The 18,908-nt window shown below is 73.0% G+C and carries 16 protein-coding genes; 13 read left to right on the top strand and 3 right to left on the bottom strand.

Annotation, left to right across the window (positions count from 1 at the left end; genetic code table 11):
• Positions 1-38 precede the first annotated feature (38 nt).
• The 6 genes from IEZ05_RS33735 (at position 39) to gatB (ending at position 6,847) form a co-directional block, all read left to right on the top strand.
• A complete protein-coding gene (locus IEZ05_RS33735) occupies positions 39-2,258 on the top strand; it encodes a putative bifunctional diguanylate cyclase/phosphodiesterase (RefSeq protein ID WP_189234123.1) in 2,220 nt (739 codons plus the stop codon).
• Positions 2,259-2,688: 430 nt separating this feature from the next.
• On the top strand, positions 2,689-3,207 hold the full coding sequence (locus IEZ05_RS33740; RefSeq protein ID WP_189234124.1) for a cupin domain-containing protein: 519 nt from the start codon (positions 2,689-2,691) through the stop codon (positions 3,205-3,207).
• 81 nt (positions 3,208-3,288) lie between these two features.
• Positions 3,289-3,585, top strand: a complete 297-nt coding sequence (gatC, locus tag IEZ05_RS33745) for an Asp-tRNA(Asn)/Glu-tRNA(Gln) amidotransferase subunit GatC (protein ID WP_070023066.1) — start codon at positions 3,289-3,291, stop codon at positions 3,583-3,585.
• Between the two features lie 5 nt (positions 3,586-3,590).
• The gene (gene gatA / locus IEZ05_RS33750; RefSeq protein WP_189234125.1) at positions 3,591-5,084 is read left to right on the top strand and encodes an Asp-tRNA(Asn)/Glu-tRNA(Gln) amidotransferase subunit GatA; all 1,494 of its coding nucleotides are present in this window, start codon (positions 3,591-3,593) and stop codon (positions 5,082-5,084) included.
• Entirely contained in the window at positions 5,081-5,320 is a 240-nt protein-coding gene (locus IEZ05_RS33755) for a hypothetical protein (protein WP_166002421.1), read from the top strand. Before gatA ends, IEZ05_RS33755 begins: the two co-directional genes overlap by 4 nt.
• A gap of 15 nt (positions 5,321-5,335) precedes the next feature.
• On the top strand, positions 5,336-6,847 hold the full coding sequence (gene gatB, locus IEZ05_RS33760) for an Asp-tRNA(Asn)/Glu-tRNA(Gln) amidotransferase subunit GatB (protein ID WP_189234126.1): 1,512 nt from the start codon (positions 5,336-5,338) through the stop codon (positions 6,845-6,847).
• A gap of 111 nt (positions 6,848-6,958) precedes the next feature.
• On the opposite strand, the gene IEZ05_RS33765 is transcribed toward gatB, so the two are convergent.
• A complete protein-coding gene (locus IEZ05_RS33765) occupies positions 6,959-7,726 on the bottom strand; it encodes an SAM-dependent methyltransferase (protein WP_189234127.1) in 768 nt (255 codons plus the stop codon).
• A gap of 251 nt (positions 7,727-7,977) precedes the next feature.
• Between IEZ05_RS33765 and IEZ05_RS33770 the strand changes: the two genes are divergently transcribed.
• The 6 genes from IEZ05_RS33770 (at position 7,978) to IEZ05_RS33795 (ending at position 15,255) form a co-directional block, all read left to right on the top strand.
• A complete protein-coding gene (locus IEZ05_RS33770) occupies positions 7,978-10,224 on the top strand; it encodes an MMPL family transporter (protein ID WP_189234128.1) in 2,247 nt (748 codons plus the stop codon).
• Positions 10,202-10,777, top strand: coding sequence for a GNAT family N-acetyltransferase (locus IEZ05_RS33775; protein WP_189234129.1), 576 nt, complete (start codon positions 10,202-10,204; stop codon positions 10,775-10,777). Before IEZ05_RS33770 ends, IEZ05_RS33775 begins: the two co-directional genes overlap by 23 nt.
• A gap of 35 nt (positions 10,778-10,812) precedes the next feature.
• Complete coding sequence (locus tag IEZ05_RS33780; protein WP_189234130.1) at positions 10,813-11,394, top strand: hypothetical protein; 582 nt, start codon at positions 10,813-10,815, stop codon at positions 11,392-11,394.
• A 195-nt stretch (positions 11,395-11,589) separates the two neighbouring features.
• Complete coding sequence (locus IEZ05_RS33785) at positions 11,590-11,775, top strand: hypothetical protein (protein WP_189234131.1); 186 nt, start codon at positions 11,590-11,592, stop codon at positions 11,773-11,775.
• Between the two features lie 104 nt (positions 11,776-11,879).
• Positions 11,880-15,002, top strand: a complete 3,123-nt coding sequence (locus IEZ05_RS33790) for a helix-turn-helix transcriptional regulator (protein WP_189234132.1) — start codon at positions 11,880-11,882, stop codon at positions 15,000-15,002.
• 37 nt (positions 15,003-15,039) lie between these two features.
• Positions 15,040-15,255: a DUF6191 domain-containing protein gene (locus IEZ05_RS33795; protein WP_189234161.1), complete on the top strand. Its 216-nt coding sequence runs from the start codon at positions 15,040-15,042 to the stop codon at positions 15,253-15,255.
• Between the two features lie 10 nt (positions 15,256-15,265).
• Here IEZ05_RS33795 and IEZ05_RS33800 read toward each other — a convergent pair whose 3' ends face one another.
• Together IEZ05_RS33800 and IEZ05_RS33805 are read right to left on the bottom strand one after the other, a co-directional pair.
• The gene (locus IEZ05_RS33800; RefSeq protein ID WP_189234133.1) at positions 15,266-16,465 is read right to left on the bottom strand and encodes a PQQ-dependent sugar dehydrogenase; all 1,200 of its coding nucleotides are present in this window, start codon (positions 16,463-16,465) and stop codon (positions 15,266-15,268) included.
• Positions 16,466-16,522: 57 nt separating this feature from the next.
• A complete protein-coding gene (locus IEZ05_RS33805; RefSeq protein WP_189234134.1) occupies positions 16,523-17,521 on the bottom strand; it encodes an aldo/keto reductase in 999 nt (332 codons plus the stop codon).
• 75 nt (positions 17,522-17,596) lie between these two features.
• Between IEZ05_RS33805 and IEZ05_RS33810 the strand changes: the two genes are divergently transcribed.
• A complete protein-coding gene (locus IEZ05_RS33810; protein ID WP_189234135.1) occupies positions 17,597-18,538 on the top strand; it encodes a 2-hydroxyacid dehydrogenase in 942 nt (313 codons plus the stop codon).
• The last annotated feature ends 370 nt before the right edge of the window (positions 18,539-18,908 follow it).

An 18,908-nucleotide genomic window follows, 5' to 3' on the forward strand; every position in this document is an offset into this window, starting at 1 on the left:
GCGTGGCGTGGGCACCGCCGGCTGTGAGAGGGACGGGAATGGAACCGACCGAGAGCGCCGCCGCGGGCTCACGGCTGCGCCTGCGTCACCTGGTGGGGACGTGGCACGTGAGCCGGTGGCTCGGGCAGCGCGGTGGTGGCGCACGGCACCCCGCGGCGGACGCCCCGGGCACCGCGCCGCCCGCCGCCGGCGCGCCCGCGATGTCCGACCCCGACGCCGAACGGCACCTGTCCTGGCCCGCGTTGCCCGCGGCGGTCGTGGCCGCGGCCGGGTTCGTCCTGGGCGCCGGCTTCTACCGGGCGTTCGCCGAGGGCCACGCCCTCTTCCCGTCCGGCACCGCCGGCTGGTCCCTCGCCGTGCTGACCGGCATCGTCGTCGGCCACCTCGTGATGCTCGGCCGCTCCCGCTGGTGGGGCGGCACCGGCTCGGGCGCCGCCCTCACCCTCGCCGTCCTGCTGCTCTACGGCTGGGTCCCGGCCGGCATGGTCAGCCTCACCGTCGTCGTCCTGGTCGGCATAGCCCGCCGGGGCCGCTGGCGGCAAGGCGTCCTGCACGGCGCGGTGGACATCCTCGGCATCGCCGCGGGCGCCCTGCTGCTGGGGGTCTGCGGCTCCGTACCGTCCGTGGAGCACCCCTGGGACCCGAACACCTGGGGGGTGTACGCGGCCCCCAAGGTGGTGCTCGTCGCCGTCGCCTACCTCGCCGTCACCCGCGCCCTGCTGTGGTACCTGCACACCCCGCGGGCCGGACTGCCCACGGTCGCCCGCACCGCCCTGGTCAGGCACGGACTGGTGGCCGTCGCGCTGCTCGGCATCGCGCCGCTGGTCTGCGTGGTCGCCGTCGCGAAGCCGCTGCTGCTGCCGCTGTTCTCCATCCCGCTGATCGCCCTCGACTCCACGCTGTGGATCGCCCGAGCCCGGGCTGAGGAGCAGTTGCGCGATCCGCTGACCGGACTGCCCAACCGGCAGTGGCTGCTGGAGCGGACCTGGACCGCGCTGGACGACGCCGAACGGGTCGGCGCCCGCGCCGCACTGATGCTGATCGACCTGGACCGTTTCCGGTCGGTCAACGACACCCTCGGACATCTCGCCGGTGACCGGCTGCTGTTGCAGACCGCCGACCGGCTGCGGCTGGCACTGCCGCGCGGAGCGGAGGCCGCGCGGCTGGGCGGTGACGAGTTCGCCGTCCTGCTGCCGGTCGCCGACTCCACCACCTCGGCGACGCGGGTCGCCCGGGCTCTCGTCGCCGAGCTGAGCTCGCCGCTCGACCTGGACGGGCTCACCCTCGTCCTGGAGGCCAGCGCCGGGGTCGCCGTCTTCCCCGACCACGCGCTGGACGCCGAGGGGCTGTTGCGCCGGGCGGACGTGGCGATGTACCAGGCGAAGCGGGACCGCACGGGCGTGGAGGTCTACGAGTCCAAGCGCGACTCCAACACCCCGGACCGGCTCGGGCTGCTGGGCGATCTGCGCCGGGCCCTGGACGCCCACGAGGTCCGGCTGCACTACCAGCCCAAGGTCCGCTTCGACGGACAGGTGGCCGGCCTGGAGGCACTGGTCCGCTGGGTTCACCCCGAGCGCGGCAGCGTGCCGCCCGACGAGTTCATAGCCATCGCCGAGTCCTCCGGGCTGATGCCCCATCTGACGGAGTACGTACTGGAGACGGCGCTCGGACAGGTCGCCCGGTGGCGGGCCCAGGGCCTGTTCGTGCCGGTCGCCGTCAACGTCTCCCCGCGCGACGTCCACACCCCCGGCTTCGCCGGCTCGGTCGCCGCGCGGCTGGCCCGGCACGGTGTCCCGGCGGGGGCGCTCCAGCTGGAGATCACGGAGCACGTCCTGCTGGAGGACCCGCAGCGCGCCGCCGACACCCTCGCCGGACTGACCGCGCACGGCGTGAAGATGTCCCTGGACGACTTCGGCACCGGCTACTCCTCCCTCGTGCACCTGCGCCGGCTCCCGGTCAGCGAACTCAAGATCGACCGCTCGTTCGTGGCCCGGCTGGCCGTCGACACCGAGGACGCCGAGATCGTGCGCTGCACCGTCGACCTCGCGCACTCCCTCGGCCTGCTGGTCGTCGCCGAGGGCGTCGAGGACGACGAGACCTGGGAACGCCTGCGCGACCTGGGCTGCGACGCCGTACAGGGCTGGCTGGTCGCGGCGGCGATGCCGCCCGAGGAGACCACGGCATGGCTGCGCGCCCGGGGTTCACGCGGCTGGGTCCGCCCCGCCGCGGCGCTGCCGGCCGCGGCGACCGACGAGTGACGCGCCCGCGGGTACGGCTGCCGGCCGCGAGGGCCGGGTGACGCCCCCCCCCGAGTGAGGCAGTGCCCGGAGGGCTCGCCTTGCGGACGGCGCGCAGCCGACAGGCCGACTCGGCTGCGGGCAGTCGTGCTTCCCCCAGTGCCTGAACAGCCTGGGAGGTACCCCCAGGGGCGGCACGGGTGGGCGCAGCGGCACCGGCCGAGCGCCGTGAGCTGTCCCCGGCGGCGGGCGAGCCCCTGCGGGCAGCGCGGCCGGCCGCGGCGTCCACCCCGGCACGACCACGCGCAGCACCCCGCAAGGGGCCCGCTGGGCGGCGCGTGCGCGGGTACCCGCGCGTGCAGCCCGGCACGGTCCCGTGCCGGTGGTTGGATCGGGGTGGGCCGGCGCGAGCCGTGCCGCCGCACCCGTACCGTCGCCAAGGGGTCCGACGATGTCGCTGTTCGTTCCGAAGTCCGACGAGTCCGTGATCGTCCGCGCGGCCGAGGCCGAGGTCGTCGGCCGCGCGCCCACCACCGTGCGCCTGCTGGCCGACAGCAGCGCGACCGGCGGAGCCCTGTCCACCCAGCGCGTCACCCTCACGGCGGGCGCCGACGGCGCCAAGCCGCACTGGCACGACAACTCCGCCGAGATGTTCTTCCTGCTGGACGGCGCCGCCGACATCCTCTCGGGCGACGAGGTCCTCACCGCGGGCCCCGGCGACCTCGTCGTCGTCCCGCCCGGCAAGCCGCACGCCTTCGCCGCCGTGCCCGGAGCCGACGCCGACCTGCTCATCGTCCTCACGCCGGGCGTCGAACGCTTCGAGTACTTCCGTCACCTGCAGCGCATCCGCCTCGGCGAGGTCCCGCCGGAGAGCATCCTCGACGTGCAGGACCTCTACGACAACCACTTCCTGAGCAGCGCGGCCTGGGAGGCGCGACGCAGGCGAGCGGCGCCGGGGGAAACCGTTTAACGGCCACCCGGCCCGGCCCCATAGGATTGGGCCCGAACCGATCGGCCCGAAACACACGCACTCACCCCAGAGGAACGCTGCATGCCTGGCATCACGCGCGAGGAGGTCGCCCACCTCGCCCGGCTGGCGCGTCTGGAGCTGAAGCCCGAAGAGCTCGAGCACTTCGCGGGACAGCTGGACGACATCATCGGCGCGGTCGCCCGCGTCAGCGAGGTCGCCGACCAAGACGTACCGCCGACCTCTCACCCGCTCCCGCTGACGAACGTCATGCGCGCGGACGAGGTCCGTCCGTCGCTCACGCCCGAGCAGGCGCTCTCCGGCGCCCCGGCCCAGGAGCAGCAGCGTTTCAAGGTGCCGCAGATCCTGGGGGAGGAGTAACCGCCATGAGCGACATCATCAAGCTCACCGCGGCCGAGATCGCCGCGAAGATCGCCTCCGGCGAGCTGACCGCGGTCGAGGTCACCGAGGCCCATCTGGCCCGCATCGACGCCGTCGACGAGAAGGTGCACGCCTTCCTGCACGTCGACCGCGAGGGCGCCCTCGCCCAGGCCCGTGCCGTGGACGAGAAGCGCGAGCGCGGCGAGAAGCTCGGCCCGCTGGCCGGCGTCCCGCTCGCGCTCAAGGACATCTTCACCACCGAGGGCGTGCCGACGACCGTCGGTTCGAAGATCCTCGAGGGCTGGATCCCGCCGTACGACGCCACCGTCACCAAGCGCCTCAAGGCCGCCGACGTCGTCATCCTCGGCAAGACCAACATGGACGAGTTCGCGATGGGCTCCTCCACCGAGAACAGCGCGTACGGCCCGACCGGCAACCCCTGGGACCTCACCAAGATCCCCGGCGGCTCCGGCGGCGGCTCCTCCGCGGCCCTCGCCGCCTTCCAGGCCCCGCTGGCCATCGGCACCGACACCGGCGGCTCCATCCGCCAGCCCGCGGCCGTCACCGGCACGGTCGGCGTCAAGCCGACGTACGGCGGCGTCTCCCGCTACGGCATGGTGGCCTTCTCCTCCTCCCTCGACCAGGGCGGCCCCTGCGCCCGCACGGTCCTGGACGCGGCCCTGCTGCACGAGGTGATCGCCGGGCACGACCCGATGGACTCCACCTCCATCGACGCCCCGGTCCCCGCGGTCGTCGAGGCCGCCCGCAACGGCAGCGTGCAGGGCATGCGCGTCGGTGTCGTCAAGCAGTTCCGCGGCAAGGGCTACCAGGCCGGCGTCATCCAGCGCTTCGACGAGTCCGTCGAGCTGCTCAAGGAGCTGGGCGCCGAGATCGTCGAGCTGGACTGCCCGTCCTTCGACCTCGCGCTCTCCGCGTACTACCTGATCGCGCCCTCCGAGTGCTCCTCCAACCTCGCCCGCTTCGACGGCCTGCGCTACGGCCTGCGGACCGGCGACGACGGCACGCACTCCGCCGAGGAGGTCACCTCCCTGACCCGCGAGGCCGGCTTCGGCCCCGAGGTCAAGCGGCGCATCATGCTCGGCACGTACGCCCTGAGCTCCGGCTACTACGACGCGTACTACGGCAGCGCCCAGAAGGTCCGCACCCTCATCACGCGGGACTTCGAGAAGGCGTTCGAGCAGGTCGACGTGATCGTCTCCCCGACGACCCCGACCACCGCCTTCGCGATCGGCGAGCGCGCCGACGACCCGATGGCGATGTACCTGGCCGACCTGTGCACCATCCCCACCAACCTGGCGGGCAACGCGGCCATGTCGCTGCCCTGTGGCCTCGCCCCCGAGGACAACCTGCCGGTGGGCCTGCAGATCATCGCCCCCGCCATGAAGGACGACCGGCTCTACAAGGTCGGCGCCGCCGTCGAGGCCGCCTTCGTGGAAAAGTGGGGCCACCCGCTGCTGGAGGAGGCTCCGTCGCTGTGAGCAAGCTGTCGAAGGCCAAGGGCTTCAAGAAGTCCAAGAACGGCCTGTACCTGTCCATGGCCACCACCGCGTTCGGCGCGCTCAGCGTCGCCAAGCAGGCGAAGCTCGCCCGCGCCGAGAGCGACACGCTCCGTCTGGTCGACGCCGCCGTGTCCGCCGCCGCCATCGTCACCGGCCTCGCCATCCTCTACCGCGAGCTGAAGCGGCTGGGCGACGACGACGTCCTGCTGGGCTGAGAGGGAAGTTTCACCGTGACCACCACGACCGACCTGGTGTCGTACGAGGACGCGCTGGCGTCGTACGACCCCGTCATGGGCCTCGAGGTCCATGTCGAACTCGGCACCCGGACCAAGATGTTCTGCGGCTGTTCGACCGCACTGGGCGCCGACCCGAACACCCAGACCTGCCCCGTCTGCCTCGGCATGCCCGGCGCGCTCCCGGTCGTCAACGCGACCGGCGTCGAGTCGGCGATCAAGATCGGCCTCGCGCTGAACTGCGAGATCGCCGAGTGGTGCCGCTTCGCCCGGAAGAACTACTTCTATCCGGACATGCCGAAGAACTTCCAGACCTCCCAGTACGACGAGCCGATCGCCTTCAACGGCTACCTCGACGTGCAGCTGGAGGACGGCGAGACCTTCCGCGTCCAGATCGAGCGCGCCCACATGGAGGAGGACACCGGCAAGTCGACGCACGTCGGCGGCGCCACCGGCCGTATCCACGGCGCGTCCCACTCCCTGCTGGACTACAACCGCGCCGGCATCCCGCTCATCGAGATCGTCACCAAGCCGATCGAGGGCGCGGGGGAGCGTGCGCCGGAGGTCGCGCGGGCGTACGTCCGCGAGCTGCGCGAGGTCATCCGCGCGCTCGGCGTGTCCGAGGCCCGGATGGAGATGGGCCAGATGCGCTGCGACGTCAACCTGTCGCTGCGTCCGAACGGCACCGAGAAGTTCGGTACCCGCTCCGAGACCAAGAACGTCAACTCGCTGCGGTCCGTGGAGCGCGCGGCCCGCTTCGAGATCCAGCGGCACGCGGCGGTCCTGAACAGCGGCGGCACGATCATCCAGGAGACCCGCCACTTCCACGAGGACACCGGGTCGACGACCTCGGGCCGCGTGAAGGAGGAGGCCGAGGACTACCGGTACTTCCCGGAGCCCGACCTGGTGCCGGTGGCCCCGTCCCGCGAGTGGGTCGAGGAGATCCGGTCCGCCCTTCCCGAACTGCCGCTGGTGCGCCGCAACCGGCTCCGCGAGGAGTGGGGCATCTCCGGCACCGACATGCAGGCCATCCTCAACGCCGGTGCGCTGGACCCGATCGTCGCCACGATCGACGCCGGTGCCGACGCGGCCTCCGCCCGCAAGTGGTGGATGGGCGAGCTGGCCCGCAGCGCCAACGAGTCCCAGAAGTCGCTGGACGAGCTGGCGATCACGCCGCAGCAGGTGGCCCGGGTGACCGAGCTGGTCACGAAGGGCGACCTGAACGACAAGCTGGCCCGCCAGGTCATCGAGGGTGTCCTCGCCGGTGAGGGCACGCCGGACGAGGTCGTCGACAAGCGCGGCCTGAAGGTCGTCTCCGACGAGGGCGCGCTGACCGCCGCCGTCGACGAGGCCATCGCCGGCAACCCGGGCGTCGCCGACAAGATCCGCGGCGGCAAGGTGGCCGCGGCCGGCGCCCTGGTCGGCGCGGTCATGAAGGCGACCCGGGGTCAGGCGGACGCGGCCCGCGTCAAGGAACTGATCCTGGAGAAGCTGGGCGTCGAGGGCTGACGCCGGTTCTCACCGCTTCGGGGGATGCATCGGTCACGGTGCATCCCCCTCGGCGTCACGCCGTACGGCGGTGTGCCGCACGGTGCCTGTCACGGCGCACGGCATGGCGTGTCACGCCGTACGGCGCCCCACGACCCGTGCGAAGCCCAGCGCGCGCCCTTGGTCGGCGCGCAGCAGTTCCACCGAGTCGCGTGCCATCCCCGCCATGAACTCGCTCGGGCTCTCCTTCGCGCACACCTCGCTCCACCGCAGCCAGTCCCGCCAGCCGTCCGGCTGCCAGTCCGCGGCCTCGACCTCCACGGCGCCGCTGCGCGTCCAGTGCCGTCGCCACCAGGCGGGGGAGTGGAACGCCCAGAACCCCGGATCCCAGTACGGCCTCAGATGCTCCGGCGGCTCCACGCCCTCCGGCTCCTCCCGCAGCGCCGGGACGACGACGCCGATCCGCCCGCCGGGCTTGAGCAGCCGGGTGAGCGTGGGCAGGTAGAGGTCACTGGTGCCGAAGTACTGGTAGGCGTCGATGCTGACGACCGCGTCGAACGTGCCCTCGCCGAAGGGCAGGTCGTGCGCCTCGGCGTACACCGGCAGCACCCGGTCCGCGACGCCCGCCTCGGCGATGCGCACCGCGTTCTCGTCGGGCCGGATCCACAGGTCGGCGGCGGTCACCTGAAGGCCGTACTCCCGGGCCAGGAAGACCGAGGTGAGCGCCCGTCCGCAGCCCAGGTCCAGGACCCGGGCGCCGGGCGGCAGGCGGTCGAGCCCCAGGGCCGGGGCCAGCCATTCCAGCAGCCACAGCGGATGTGGGCCCATCTGGTGCTCGATGATCCAGCGCAGGTCGTAACCGTTGCTGCGCGGATAGGCGGTGTGAGTGAGTTCGGACATAGACAGCCATGCATAGCGGCGGCCGGCGTGGCGCGCACCTGGATTTCCGGCCGCGCGCCACGGCGGAGTTCACCTGATTGTCCGGGGAACCGTCTCCCGGTGTTGTGAATAAGACCACGAAGTACGCAAATGATCACGTCCGACTGTAAGAGTGGCTTTCGCATTGCTCATGCGTTCTTTGCGGGCTGTTCACACCATGAACGACTGTTCCCTGACAAAGATCCACAATCTGACATCCGGGAGCACGTTTCGTGGCAGCCCTCGCACGCTGGTGTGTCCAGCGCCGCCTCGTCGCCGTTCTGCTCTGGCTCCTCGCCCTCGGCGGGGTCGCCACGGCCGCCGTCGTCTCCGGCTCCGCGTACTCCAACGACTACGGCGTTCCCGGCACCGACTCCGACCGCGCCTCCCGGCTGCTCGCATCGGGCTTCCCCGCACTCGACGGCGACAGCGACACCGTCGTCTGGCACACCACGTCCGGGACGGTCCGCGCGGCCGACGTCGAACAGACCATGACCCGCACCCTGGACCGCATCGCGGAGCTGCCCGGGGTGGCCTCGGTGACCAACCCGTACGACGACCCCGAATCGGCCCTGATCAGCGAGAACGCCCACACGGCGTACGCCACGGTCACCTTCGACGCCCCGGCCCAGGACATCGACGCGGCCCAGGCGCGCGCGGTCGTCGACACCGCAAGGGCCGCCGCGACCGACGGGCTCCAGGTCGAACTGGGCGGCAGCGCCGTCGCGCTCACCGAGTCCTCCGGCGGCCACCTCGCCGAGGCCGTCGGTGTGGCCGTCGCCGCGGTCGTGCTGTTCCTCGCCTTCGGGTCCCTCGCCGCCTCCCTGCTGCCCATCGCCACGGCACTGGTCTCCGTCGGCACCGCCTACGCCGGCATCACCCTGCTCGGCCACGCCATGACCGTCGCCGACTTCGCGCCCATGCTGGGCACCCTCATCGGGCTCGGCGTGGGCATCGACTACGCGCTGTTCGTCGTCACCCGGCACCGGCGCGGGCTGAAGCGCGGCCTGTCCGTCACCGAGGCCGCCACCAGTGCCGTCGCGACCACGGGACGCGCGGTCGTCTTCGCGGGCGCCACCGTGTGCATCGCCCTCCTCGGCATGCTGATCCTGCGCCTCAGCTTCCTCAACGGCGTGGCCATCGCCGCCTCGCTGACCGTCGTGCTCACCGTCGCCGCCTCCGTGACGCTGCTGCCGGCCCTGCTGTCGTACATCGGCCCGCGCGCCCTGAGCCGCCGCGAGCGGCGCCGACTCGCCGAGCACGGGCCCGAACCCGAGCTGCCGACCGGGCTCGCCGCCCGCTGGTCGGCGTTCGTCGAGCGCCACCCCAAGCTGCTCGGCGTCCTCGCGCTGGTCGTCGTCACGGTCCTCGCCCTACCCACCCTCGGACTGCGCCTGGGCACCTCCGACCAGGGCAACGACCCCCGGGGCACGACCACCCGCCAGGCGTACGACCTGCTCGCCGACGGCTTCGGCCCCGGGGTGAACGGCCCCCTCACCCTGGTCACCAAGGTGGGCGGCGCAGAGGACCGGCTCGCCCTGGACAACCTGGGCGCCTCGCTGCGCGCCACCGAGGGGGTCTCCTCGGTGACGCCGGTGACGTACAACTCCGCCGGCGACACCGCGTATCTCGCCGTCGTGCCCGAGTCGGCCCCACAGTCCCGGACGACCAGCGACCTCGTCGAGCGGCTGCGCTCCGAGGTGCTGCCGCGTGCCGAGACCGGTACGTCGCTCGACGTGCACGTCGGCGGAGTGACGGCCGGCTACGACGACTTCGCCGGGGTCATCGTCGGCAAGCTGCCGCTGTTCGTCGGGGTCGTCGTCGGGCTCGGCTGCCTGCTGCTCCTGCTGGCCTTCCGCTCGATCGGCATCCCGGTCAAGGCCGCGGCGATGAACGTCGCCGCCGTGGCCGCCTCCTTCGGGATCGTCGTCGCGATCTTCCAATGGGGCTGGGGCAGCGAACTGCTCGGACTCGGCAGCGCGGGCCCGATCGAGCCCTTCCTGCCCGTGATCATGGTGTCGGTGCTCTTCGGGCTCTCCATGGACTATCAGGTCTTCCTGGTCAGCCGGATGTACGAGGAGTGGCTGGAGACCGGCGACAACCGCCGGGCCGTGCGCGTCGGGCTCGCCGAGACCAGCCGGGTGATCAACTCCGCCGCGGTCATCATGATCTCGGTGTTCCTCGCCTTCGTGCTCAGCGGCGACCGGGTGATCGCCATGTTCGGCATCGCGCTCGCCGCCGCCGTAGCGCTGGACGCCTTCGTGCTCCGCACGCTCCTGGTGCCCGCGCTGATGCACCTGCTCGGCCGGGCCAACTGGTGGCTGCCGCGTCGGCTGGACGCCTGGCTGCCCCGCCTCAGCATCGAACCGCCGGAGTGCCGCGCCGCCCATGAGAGGCTGGCCGCGGCGACGGACGCCGAAGTGGCGGACGTCCTGGCGGAGGAGGAACGGCAGCGCGATGTACGCGATATCACTGGGTGACGACGGAGCCGAACTGCGCCCCCTGGAGACCTGGCACGCCGAGGAGTTCCTGGCCCACCTGGACCGGGGGAGGGACTTCATCACCGAGCACATCCCCTTCGGCGCGAAGGCCACCGACATCGGCTCCGCCAGGGAACTGCTCCAGTCCTACGCCGACCGGCACGCCGCCGACAGCGGCTTCCTGCACGGGCTGTGGCTGGACGGCAAGCTCGTCGGCGGGCTGCTCTTCCGCGTCTTCGACGCGGCCACCGGCGTCTGCGAGATCGGCTGCTGGCTGGAGCCCGCCGGAACGGGCCGGGGCCTCGTCACCCGCGGGGCCCGCGTCCTGATCGACTGGGCCTTCGACGAGCGCGGCATGCACCGCGTGGAATGGCACGCCTCGTCCGCGAACACCCCCAGTGTCAACGCCGCCCGGCGGCTCGGCATGATGCGGGAGGGCGTACTGCGCGAAACCTTCCCCTATCGGGGCGTCCGCCAAGACACCGAGGTGTGGGCGGTACTGGCGCCCGAGTGGCGTGCGGCACGCGCGCGCGGCGCTCACAACGATCATTAAGGGACCTCTCAGAGAGCGTCCGTACGGTGCGAGGCATGGGAACGAAGACAGTGGACGAGACCGCCGGCAAGACCGACCTGGACAAGGTGGACGAGGTGGCGAAGACCGAGGCCACCGAGAACACGGCCGTGGACGGTGACGCCACCGCGGTCGACGCCCCCGCGGTGGACGAGACCGACGCGGAGACCTATGCCGACGCGGGTGTCGTCGAGAAGGACGGCCCGACGGGTGTCGGCCAGGGCGCCGGCGCCGTCGTCTCCGCCGGGCTCGGCATCGTCGCGCTGACCGGCAGCTGGGTCGGCACCGTGGCCTCCGCGCGCGAGTCGCTGATCGGCCAGCTGGAGACCTCGTCGTCCTCCAACGTCGCCACGCTGATCGAGAAGGGCTACGGCAACGCCTGGCACGCCACCGCACTGTGGGGCGGCCTGTTCGCCCTGCTCGCGCTGATCGTCGGTGTCGTGGTGCTGGCCCGGCCCGCCTTCGGCGCCCCCGGCAGGCCGCAGGCGCCGTGGATCAAGTCGGTCGCCTGGGCGGGGGTCGCGCTCGGCGTCATCGGGCTGCTCCTGGCCGTCCTCAAGTACACGGACGTCCTGCTGGGACTGCCGTCCACCGGCTGACCCGACCTCCTGAGGGGTCTTAGGGCATCAGCGCGCCCCCGGCGCACGCCCTAAGACCCCTCACCCGTGTCTAAGGCCCCGCGCGGGCACCGAAGATGCGGAACTTACCCGATGTGGCCCACCCCCCTGGGAGACGAAGGTAGAGGCATCGCAAGCGAGCGAATGCGAAACCGGCCTCTCACCAAGGGACACACCATGTACGAGTACGAGATCCAGCAGCTCCGCGCCGCCGAACTGATCCGCCGGGCCGACCGGGCCAGGCTGGCCCGCGAGGCAGTCCGCGCCCGTCGCGCCGCCCGCCGGGACGCCCGCCACGGCGCGGCCCCGGCGGAGAGCCATACGTCCCGGCTGCGCAGGCACCGGTTCGCCCGGGCCGCGTGAACGGGGGGACCGGGGAGGGAGGCCGCACGGCCTCCCTCCCCGCCGTCGTGCCGTCCACCGCCCTCCTCCCGAAAACCGGTGCCCCGCCGCCCAACCCGCGTGCGATGCTCGGGCACGTGGAGACCAGGTCCGTCAGTCCCGTGTTCATCGGCCGCGCAGGCGAACTGGACACGTTGCACGACTCACTCGTCCGCGCCGCCGGCGGGGGGACCGCCCAGGCGTCCGGCGCCGGAGAGCCGCAGGCACTGCTGCTCGGCGGCGAGGCGGGCGTCGGCAAGACCCGCCTCGTCGAGGAGTTCGCCACCGCCGCACGCCGGCAGGGCGCCGTCGTCGCACTCGGCGGCTGCGTCGAGATCGGCGCCGACGGGCTGCCCTTCGCCCCCTTCTCCACCGCGCTGCGCGCCCTGCGCCGCGAACTGCCCGCGGAGCTGGCCGCTGCTGCCGCCGGGCAGGAGGAGGAACTGGCCCGGCTGCTGCCCGAACTGGGCGAGTCCGTCCTCGGCGCCGGCGCCGGCGGCGGACGGCACGACGAGGAGAGCATGGCCCGCCTCTTCGAGCTCACCGCCCGCCTGCTGGAGCGCGTCGCCGCCCGGCACACCGTCGTCCTCGTCCTGGAGGACCTGCACTGGGCCGACGCCTCCACCCGGCACCTGATCGCCTACCTCTTCCGCACCCTGCGCACCGGCCGCCTCGTCGTCCTGGCCACCTATCGCTCCGACGACATCCACCGCCGCCACCCGCTGCGCCCCCTGCTCGCCGAGCTCGACCGCCTGCGCACCGTCCGCCGCATCGAACTCGGCCGCTTCACCCGCGACGAGGTCGGCCGCCAGATCGCCGGCATCCTCGCCCACGAACCCGACCAGCTCCAGGTCGACGAGATCTTCGAGCGCTCCGACGGCAACGCCTTCTTCGTCGAGGAACTCGCCGTCGCCGCCCACGAGGGCTGCTGCACCGGCCTCACCGACTCCCTGCGCGACCTGCTCCTGGTCCGCGTCGAGGCCCTGCCCGAGAGCGCGCAGCGCGTCGCCCGGATCGTCGCCGAGGGCGGCTCCACGGTGGAGTACCGGCTGCTCGCCGCCGTCGCCGGGCTCGCCGAGGACGACCTCATCGAGGCGCTGCGGGCCGCCGTGAACGCCAACCTCCTGCTCCCCGCGCCCGACGGGGACGGCTACCGCTTCCGCCACTCCCTGGTCCGCGAGGCCGTCGCCGACGACCTGCTCCCCGGCGAGCGCTCCCGCCTCAACCGCCGCTACGCCGAGGCCCTGGACGCCGATCCGACGCTGGTGCCCGCCGCCGAGCGCGTGATGCGCCTGGCCAGCTACTGGTACCACGCCCACGACCCGGCCAAAGCCCTGCCCGCCGTACTCGACGCCTCCGTCGAGGCCCGCCGGCGCCACGCCTACTCCGAGCAGCTCCGGCTGCTGGAACGGGCCATGGAACTGTGGGACGCCGCCCCCGACGACGTACGCGACACCCTGCGCCCCGTCGACTACACCGAGGTCTATCCGCCCTGTGGCTGCCACCCGGAGACCGCGCCCCTGCGCTACCTCGACCTGATGGCCGAGGCCGCCGTGGCCGGACGGCTGTGCGGGGAACGCGAGCGCGCCCTGAAGATCACCAAGCGGGCGCTGCGCCTGCTGGAGGAGGAACAGGAACCCGGCCCCGACGCCCGGCCGAGCGCACGGGACCCGCAGCGCGCCGCCTGGTTCTGGACGCAGCGCTCCCTGCTGGTCCAGGCCCAGGGCCGCGGCGACGGCTGGCGTGAGCTGGGCATCGCCCAGGAACTGGTCCGCGGGCTGCCGCCGTCCAAGGTGCACGCCGAGGTGCTGGCCATGGCGGCCAACTGGTCGATGCTCCACAACCCCGGCCCGGACGCCGTGACCGCCGCGGAGCGCGCCGTGGAGTACGCGCGGATGGTGGGCGCCTCCGACATCGAACTCAACGCCCGGCTCACCCTCGGCGGACTGATGGTCGACTCCGGCCACATCGACGCGGGGCTCGCCGAGATGTACCAGGTCAGGGACCGGGTCGTGGCGCAGGGGCAGTCCGTCGTGGTCGCCCGCAGCCATGTCAACCTGCCCTCGGTCCTGGAGAGCATCGGCCGCTCCGAGGAGGCGGTCGGCATCCTGCGCGAGGGCATCGACCTCACCCGCCGCACGGGTCTGCTGGAGTCCGAGGCCTGGGTGTGGGGCAACCTCGCCGAGTCGCTCATCTCCCTGGGCCGCTGGGACGAGGCGATCGAGGCCGCGCTCACCGCCGCGGCCCCGGGCAGGGGGCCCGCACCGCGCGGCGGCGCCTGCCTCAAGCGCGCCGTCGTCGCGCTCGCCCGCGGTGAGACGGCCGAGGCCGCCCGGCTGCTCGCCGAGGCCCGCGCCGCCTACGGCACGCACAACCTCACGCCGCAGTACCACCTGCCGCTCGCCGCCCTCACCCTCGGCGTCGCCGCCGCCGAGGGCCGTGTCCTCGACGCCCGGGCCGAACTCGACCGCGCCCTGACAGCCGGCTTCCCGCCCGGCACCCAGCGCTACGGCTGGCCCCTGCTGCTGGCCGCCGCCGAGGCCGAGGCCGACGCACACGGCCTGCCGGCCACCGAGCAGGGCCGCGCCGAGGTACTCGAACGCCTCGCCGGGGCCGCCAAGTCGCTCACCACGGGCGCCCCGGTCTGGGTCGCCCACGAACGCTGGGTCCGCGCCGAACTCGACCGCGCCCGGGGCCGGGACACCGTACGGGCCTGGTCGGAGACGGTCACCGCGTTCGAGTGCCTGGAGCGGCCCTACGACCTCGCCCGCGTCCGCCACCGGCTGGCCGGTGCCCTGCTGGCCGCCGGCGGCGACGACGAGCGGGCCCGCGCCACGGAACTGCTCCGTCTCGCCCGCACCGTCGCCGGCCACCTCGGCGCCCGCCCGCTCGGTGACGCCGTCGACCGGCTCGCCCTGCGCGCCGGGCTCGTCCTCGGCCGCGCCGCCGAACCGGCCACCGCCCCCGCCGACCCGGCCGACGCCCTCGGTCTCACCAGCCGGGAACGGGACGTCCTGCGCCTGGTCTCCGACGGCCGCACCAACCGCCAGATAGCCGAGGAGCTCTTCATCTCGCCGAAGACCGCCAGCGTCCACGTGTCCAACATCCTGGCCAAGCTCGGCGTCTCGGGCCGCGGCGAGGCGGCGGCGCTCGCGCACCGGCTGGCGCTGTTCCCGGCCGGGACGCTCACCACCCGTTCGGCCGACTGAGGCCTACGCTGGAGGGACGCCGACCGAGGGAGGACGCGTGTTCGACGCTTTCGAGGGGCTGTTCGCCCCCGGTCGCCAGCACACCCGCGACGAGCAGAACCGGCTGGAACTGACCCGGGAGGACGTCGGCGACGGCGACCCGGGCCACGGCCCGATAGACCTCGCCTCGGGCAAGGTCGTCGTCCACCGGGCGGGCTCCGGGAGGCCGGAGGCCGGGCCACGGGCGTCCACCGAGGAACCGCCGGAGGCCTGACGGGCGCCGCCTACGTCACCTCCAGCTCCAGGATCCGGTCGTCCCCGTCCCCCGCGTCGCCCCGGCCGTCCGTGTCGCTGGTCACGAGCCACAGCTTGTCGCCGCCCGCCGCGGCCACCGTGCGCAGCCGGCCGTACTCGCCCTCCAGGAACGCCTGCGGGTCGGCCGAGGTCCGTGTTCCGTTCAGCGGGACGCGCCACAGCCGCTCGCCGCGCAGGCCCGCCATCCACACGGAACCCTCGGCGAAGGCGACGCCGCTGGGCGAGGCCTCGTCGGTGCTCCACTGGGCGACGGGGTTCAGGAAGGCGGAGTCGCCGGACCTGCCCTCCGCCTCGGGCCAGCCGTAGTTGCCCCCGGGCTCGATCGCGTTCAGCTCGTCCCAGGTTTCCTGCCCGAACTCCGAGGCGAACAGCCGCTGCTTGCCGTCCCAGGCCAGCCCCTGCACGTTGCGGTGCCCGAAGGAGTACACCGGGGAGTCCGGGAACGGGTTGCCGGGCGCCGGCTCGCCCTGCGGCGTCAGGCGCAGGATCTTGCCGCCGAGGGACTCCTTGTCCTGCGACAGGCCCCTCTCACCGCTCTCGCCCGTGCCCGCGTACAGCATCCCGTCCGGCCCGAACGCGATCCGGCCGCCGTTGTGGATGACGCCCTTGGGGATGCCCTTGAACACCGTGTCCGGGGCGCCCAGCTGCTCTCCCGGCGGCTTCTTCGCGTCGTACAGCATGCGCACGATGCGGTTGTCCGAGGCCGAGGTGAAGTAGGCGTAGATCATGTGGTCCGACGCGTAGTCGGGGGAGAGGGCGATGCCCAGCAGGCCGCCCTCCCCGGCCGGCGACACCCCGGGCACCTCGCCGAGCTCCGTCTTGCGGCCCGTCTTCTCGTCGACCCGCGTGATCGTGGCCTCGTCACGCGAGGAGACCAGCAGGCCACCGCCCGGCAGCGGAGCCAGACCCCACGGACTCCTCAGGCCCGTGGTGACCGTGCGGACCACCTTCACGGAGCCCTTCGCGGGCGGTGTCCGCTCGGCGGCCGGGCCCGGAGGCGACGACCCCGCCGTCGTACGGTCGGCGGAGGCGCTCCCGTCCGCGCCCGACGGCTCCCCGTCACCGGAGGAGCAGCCGGCCGTCAGCAGGAGGGCGGCGGCCAGCACGGCCGTCACGGATCGACGTCGCACGATCGGAGTCCCTTCGACGCGGCGGGTTCTCCCTGTCATACACCGCTGGGCCTCTCCAGGTTCCCGATCACGGAATCTGGAATCCCGTCCACCGCCTCAGTCCCACGAGCCCTGCGCCGTCGGCAGGCCGCCGACCTCCGCCAGGTCCGGCCCGGTCAGCCGCAGCGAGGCCGCCCCCGCGTTCTGTGTCACCCAGCGCTCCTGCTTGGTGCCCGGCACCGGCACCACGTGCCGCCCCTGCGCCAGCACCCAGGCCAGCGCCACCTGCGCCGGCGTCACGTCGTCGCCGTGCCGGGTCGCGATCCGGCGCAGCCCGGCCACGATCGGCTGGTTGGCGGCCATCATCTCGGCGGTGAAACGGGGGTGCCGGGCCCGCAGGTCCTCCGGCTCGAAGCCCTGACCGGGGGTCAGGGTGCCCGTCAGGAAGCCGTTGCCGAGCGGCATCGCGGCGAGGAAACCGACGCCCCTGCTCTCGCACCACGGCAGCAGCGTCCGCAGCGCCTCCGGCGACCACACCGACAGCTCGGCCTCGACCGCGCTCACCGGGAAGACCTGCTGCACCCGCTCCAGCTGCCGCACGGTCGCGTCGTGCAGCCGCGCCCCCGGCCGCCGGGCCGACCGGGCACCGACCGCGCACAGGCCGAGCGCCCGTACCTTCCCGGCCCGCACCAGCTCCGCCATCGCGCCCCAGGTCTCCTCGACGGGCACCTCCGGGTCCGCCCGGTGCAGTTGGTAAAGGTCGATGACGTCCGTCTGCAGCCGGCGCAGGGAGGCGTCGCAGGCGCGCCGCACATAGCCGGGACGGCCGTTGGCCACGATGTGCTGGTCACCGACGAGCAGTCCGACCTTCGTCGACACGAACGCATCGGAGCGCCGCTCCTTCAACACCCGTCCCAGCAGCAGCTCGTTGGTGAACGGGCCGTACATGTCCGCCGTGTCCAGCAGGGAGACGCCCAGGTCGAGGGCCCGGTGCACCGCCCTGACCGACTCGTCCCCCCGCTGCCGCGACGCGCTGTACGCCCAGTTCATCGGCATGCACCCCAGTCCGACGGCCCCCACAGCGAGTGCCGTCGCGCCGATCGTCCTGCGCTCCACCTGGTCGTGACCCTCCCTCGTCAGGCCACCCAACCTAACCTCTGCCGTTCCACGGTCCTGACATAGCCTCCTGACATGACTGCTGACGTGTGGCTGCCCATCCCGCCGGACGAGATCGAGGGCCTCCCCGAGGGTCCCGCATACCGTTACTGGAACGGCGAGGAGGACTTCCCCGCCGACCCGGCCGACTGCGCGTTCTACGTCGTCCCCTACATGAAGCCCAGCGGGCTCGGGATACGCCCGCTGCCGCGGATGCGGTCCGTGCAGGTCGTCCAGACGCTCTCCGCCGGCATCGACCACGTGGAGCCGGGACTCGGGCACCTGCCCGCGGGCGTACGGCTGTGCAACGCGCGCGGTGTGCACGAGGCCAGCACCGCGGAGCTGACCCTGACCCTGATCCTGGCGTCGCTGCGCGGTGTTCCCGACTTCGTGCGGGCGCAGGACCGGGGCGAATGGCTCGGCGGCTTCCGGCCGGCGCTCGCCGACCGGAACGTGCTCATCGTCGGATACGGGTCGATCGGCGCCGCGATCGAGGACCGGCTCGTGCCGTTCGAGGTCGCGCGGGTGGCGCGCGTCGCGCGCTCCGCTCGCACCACGGCGCGCGGTCCGGTGCACCCGCTCACCGAACTGCCCGCCCTGCTTCCGGAGGCGGACGTCGTCATCCTCTCCACGCCGCTCACCGAGGCGACCCGCGGCCTCGTGAACGCGGACTTCCTGGCCCGGATGAAGGACGGGGCCCTGCTCGTCAACGTGGCGCGCGGCCCCGTCGTCGACACCAAGGCGCTGCTCGCCGAACTGGAGAGCGGGCGCGTCACCGCCGCCCTCGACGTCACCGACCCCGAACCGCTGCCGCCGGGCCACCCGCTGTGGCAGGCTCCGGGAGTGCTCGTCAGCCCGCACGCCGGCGGGCCGACGTCCGCCTTCCTGCCGCGCGCCAAGCGGCTGTTGACGGACCAGTTGACCCGGTTCGTGAACCGGGAGCCGCTGCGCAACGTGATCGTGACGACGGGCGGGTAATCCGTTTCAGGCACCCTCCGCAACCTTTCGGGCGCGGTGGGTACCCGCATATTCCCTGGTCGTCACGGAGCGTAGAGAAGCTATGTCCCTGAGTGACGAGACTGGTGTATCGTCCGACAGGGGATGCGCCGCGCACGGTTCGGCGCCGGGGACGGACAACTCAGACTGTGAGGGGGGCGACGGGCGATGCACGGCCTATGGACGAACGACCCGACGCGGCGGAGCCGCCGCCGGCGACCCTGGCGCACGGCCACGCGCAGGCGGGGTCAGCAAGGTCACCACGGTGGCCATCACGGTCAGCACGGTCATCATCAACGCCGCCAGAGCAGCCGCAGGAGGCAGCCGGCTGCGGCGCACCCCGGCCCGCGGG

Source organism: Streptomyces flaveolus (assembly GCF_014648815.1).
Classification (GTDB): domain Bacteria; phylum Actinomycetota; class Actinomycetes; order Streptomycetales; family Streptomycetaceae; genus Streptomyces; species Streptomyces flaveolus.

Coding starts and splice junctions, on each gene's coding strand:
- IEZ05_RS33775 (WP_189234129.1), top strand. CDS start 10,202: ATGTACGCGATATCACTGGGTGACGACGGAGCCGAACTGCGCCCCCTG.
- IEZ05_RS33765 (WP_189234127.1), bottom strand. CDS start 7,726: ATGTCCGAACTCACTCACACCGCCTATCCGCGCAGCAACGGTTACGAC.
- IEZ05_RS33810 (WP_189234135.1), top strand. CDS start 17,597: ATGACTGCTGACGTGTGGCTGCCCATCCCGCCGGACGAGATCGAGGGC.
- IEZ05_RS33790 (WP_189234132.1), top strand. CDS start 11,880: ATGCTCGGGCACGTGGAGACCAGGTCCGTCAGTCCCGTGTTCATCGGC.
- IEZ05_RS33780 (WP_189234130.1), top strand. CDS start 10,813: ATGGGAACGAAGACAGTGGACGAGACCGCCGGCAAGACCGACCTGGAC.
- IEZ05_RS33800 (WP_189234133.1), bottom strand. CDS start 16,465: ATGACAGGGAGAACCCGCCGCGTCGAAGGGACTCCGATCGTGCGACGT.
- gatC (WP_070023066.1), top strand. CDS start 3,289: ATGCCTGGCATCACGCGCGAGGAGGTCGCCCACCTCGCCCGGCTGGCG.
- IEZ05_RS33740 (WP_189234124.1), top strand. CDS start 2,689: ATGTCGCTGTTCGTTCCGAAGTCCGACGAGTCCGTGATCGTCCGCGCG.
- IEZ05_RS33735 (WP_189234123.1), top strand. CDS start 39: ATGGAACCGACCGAGAGCGCCGCCGCGGGCTCACGGCTGCGCCTGCGT.
- IEZ05_RS33785 (WP_189234131.1), top strand. CDS start 11,590: ATGTACGAGTACGAGATCCAGCAGCTCCGCGCCGCCGAACTGATCCGC.
- gatA (WP_189234125.1), top strand. CDS start 3,591: ATGAGCGACATCATCAAGCTCACCGCGGCCGAGATCGCCGCGAAGATC.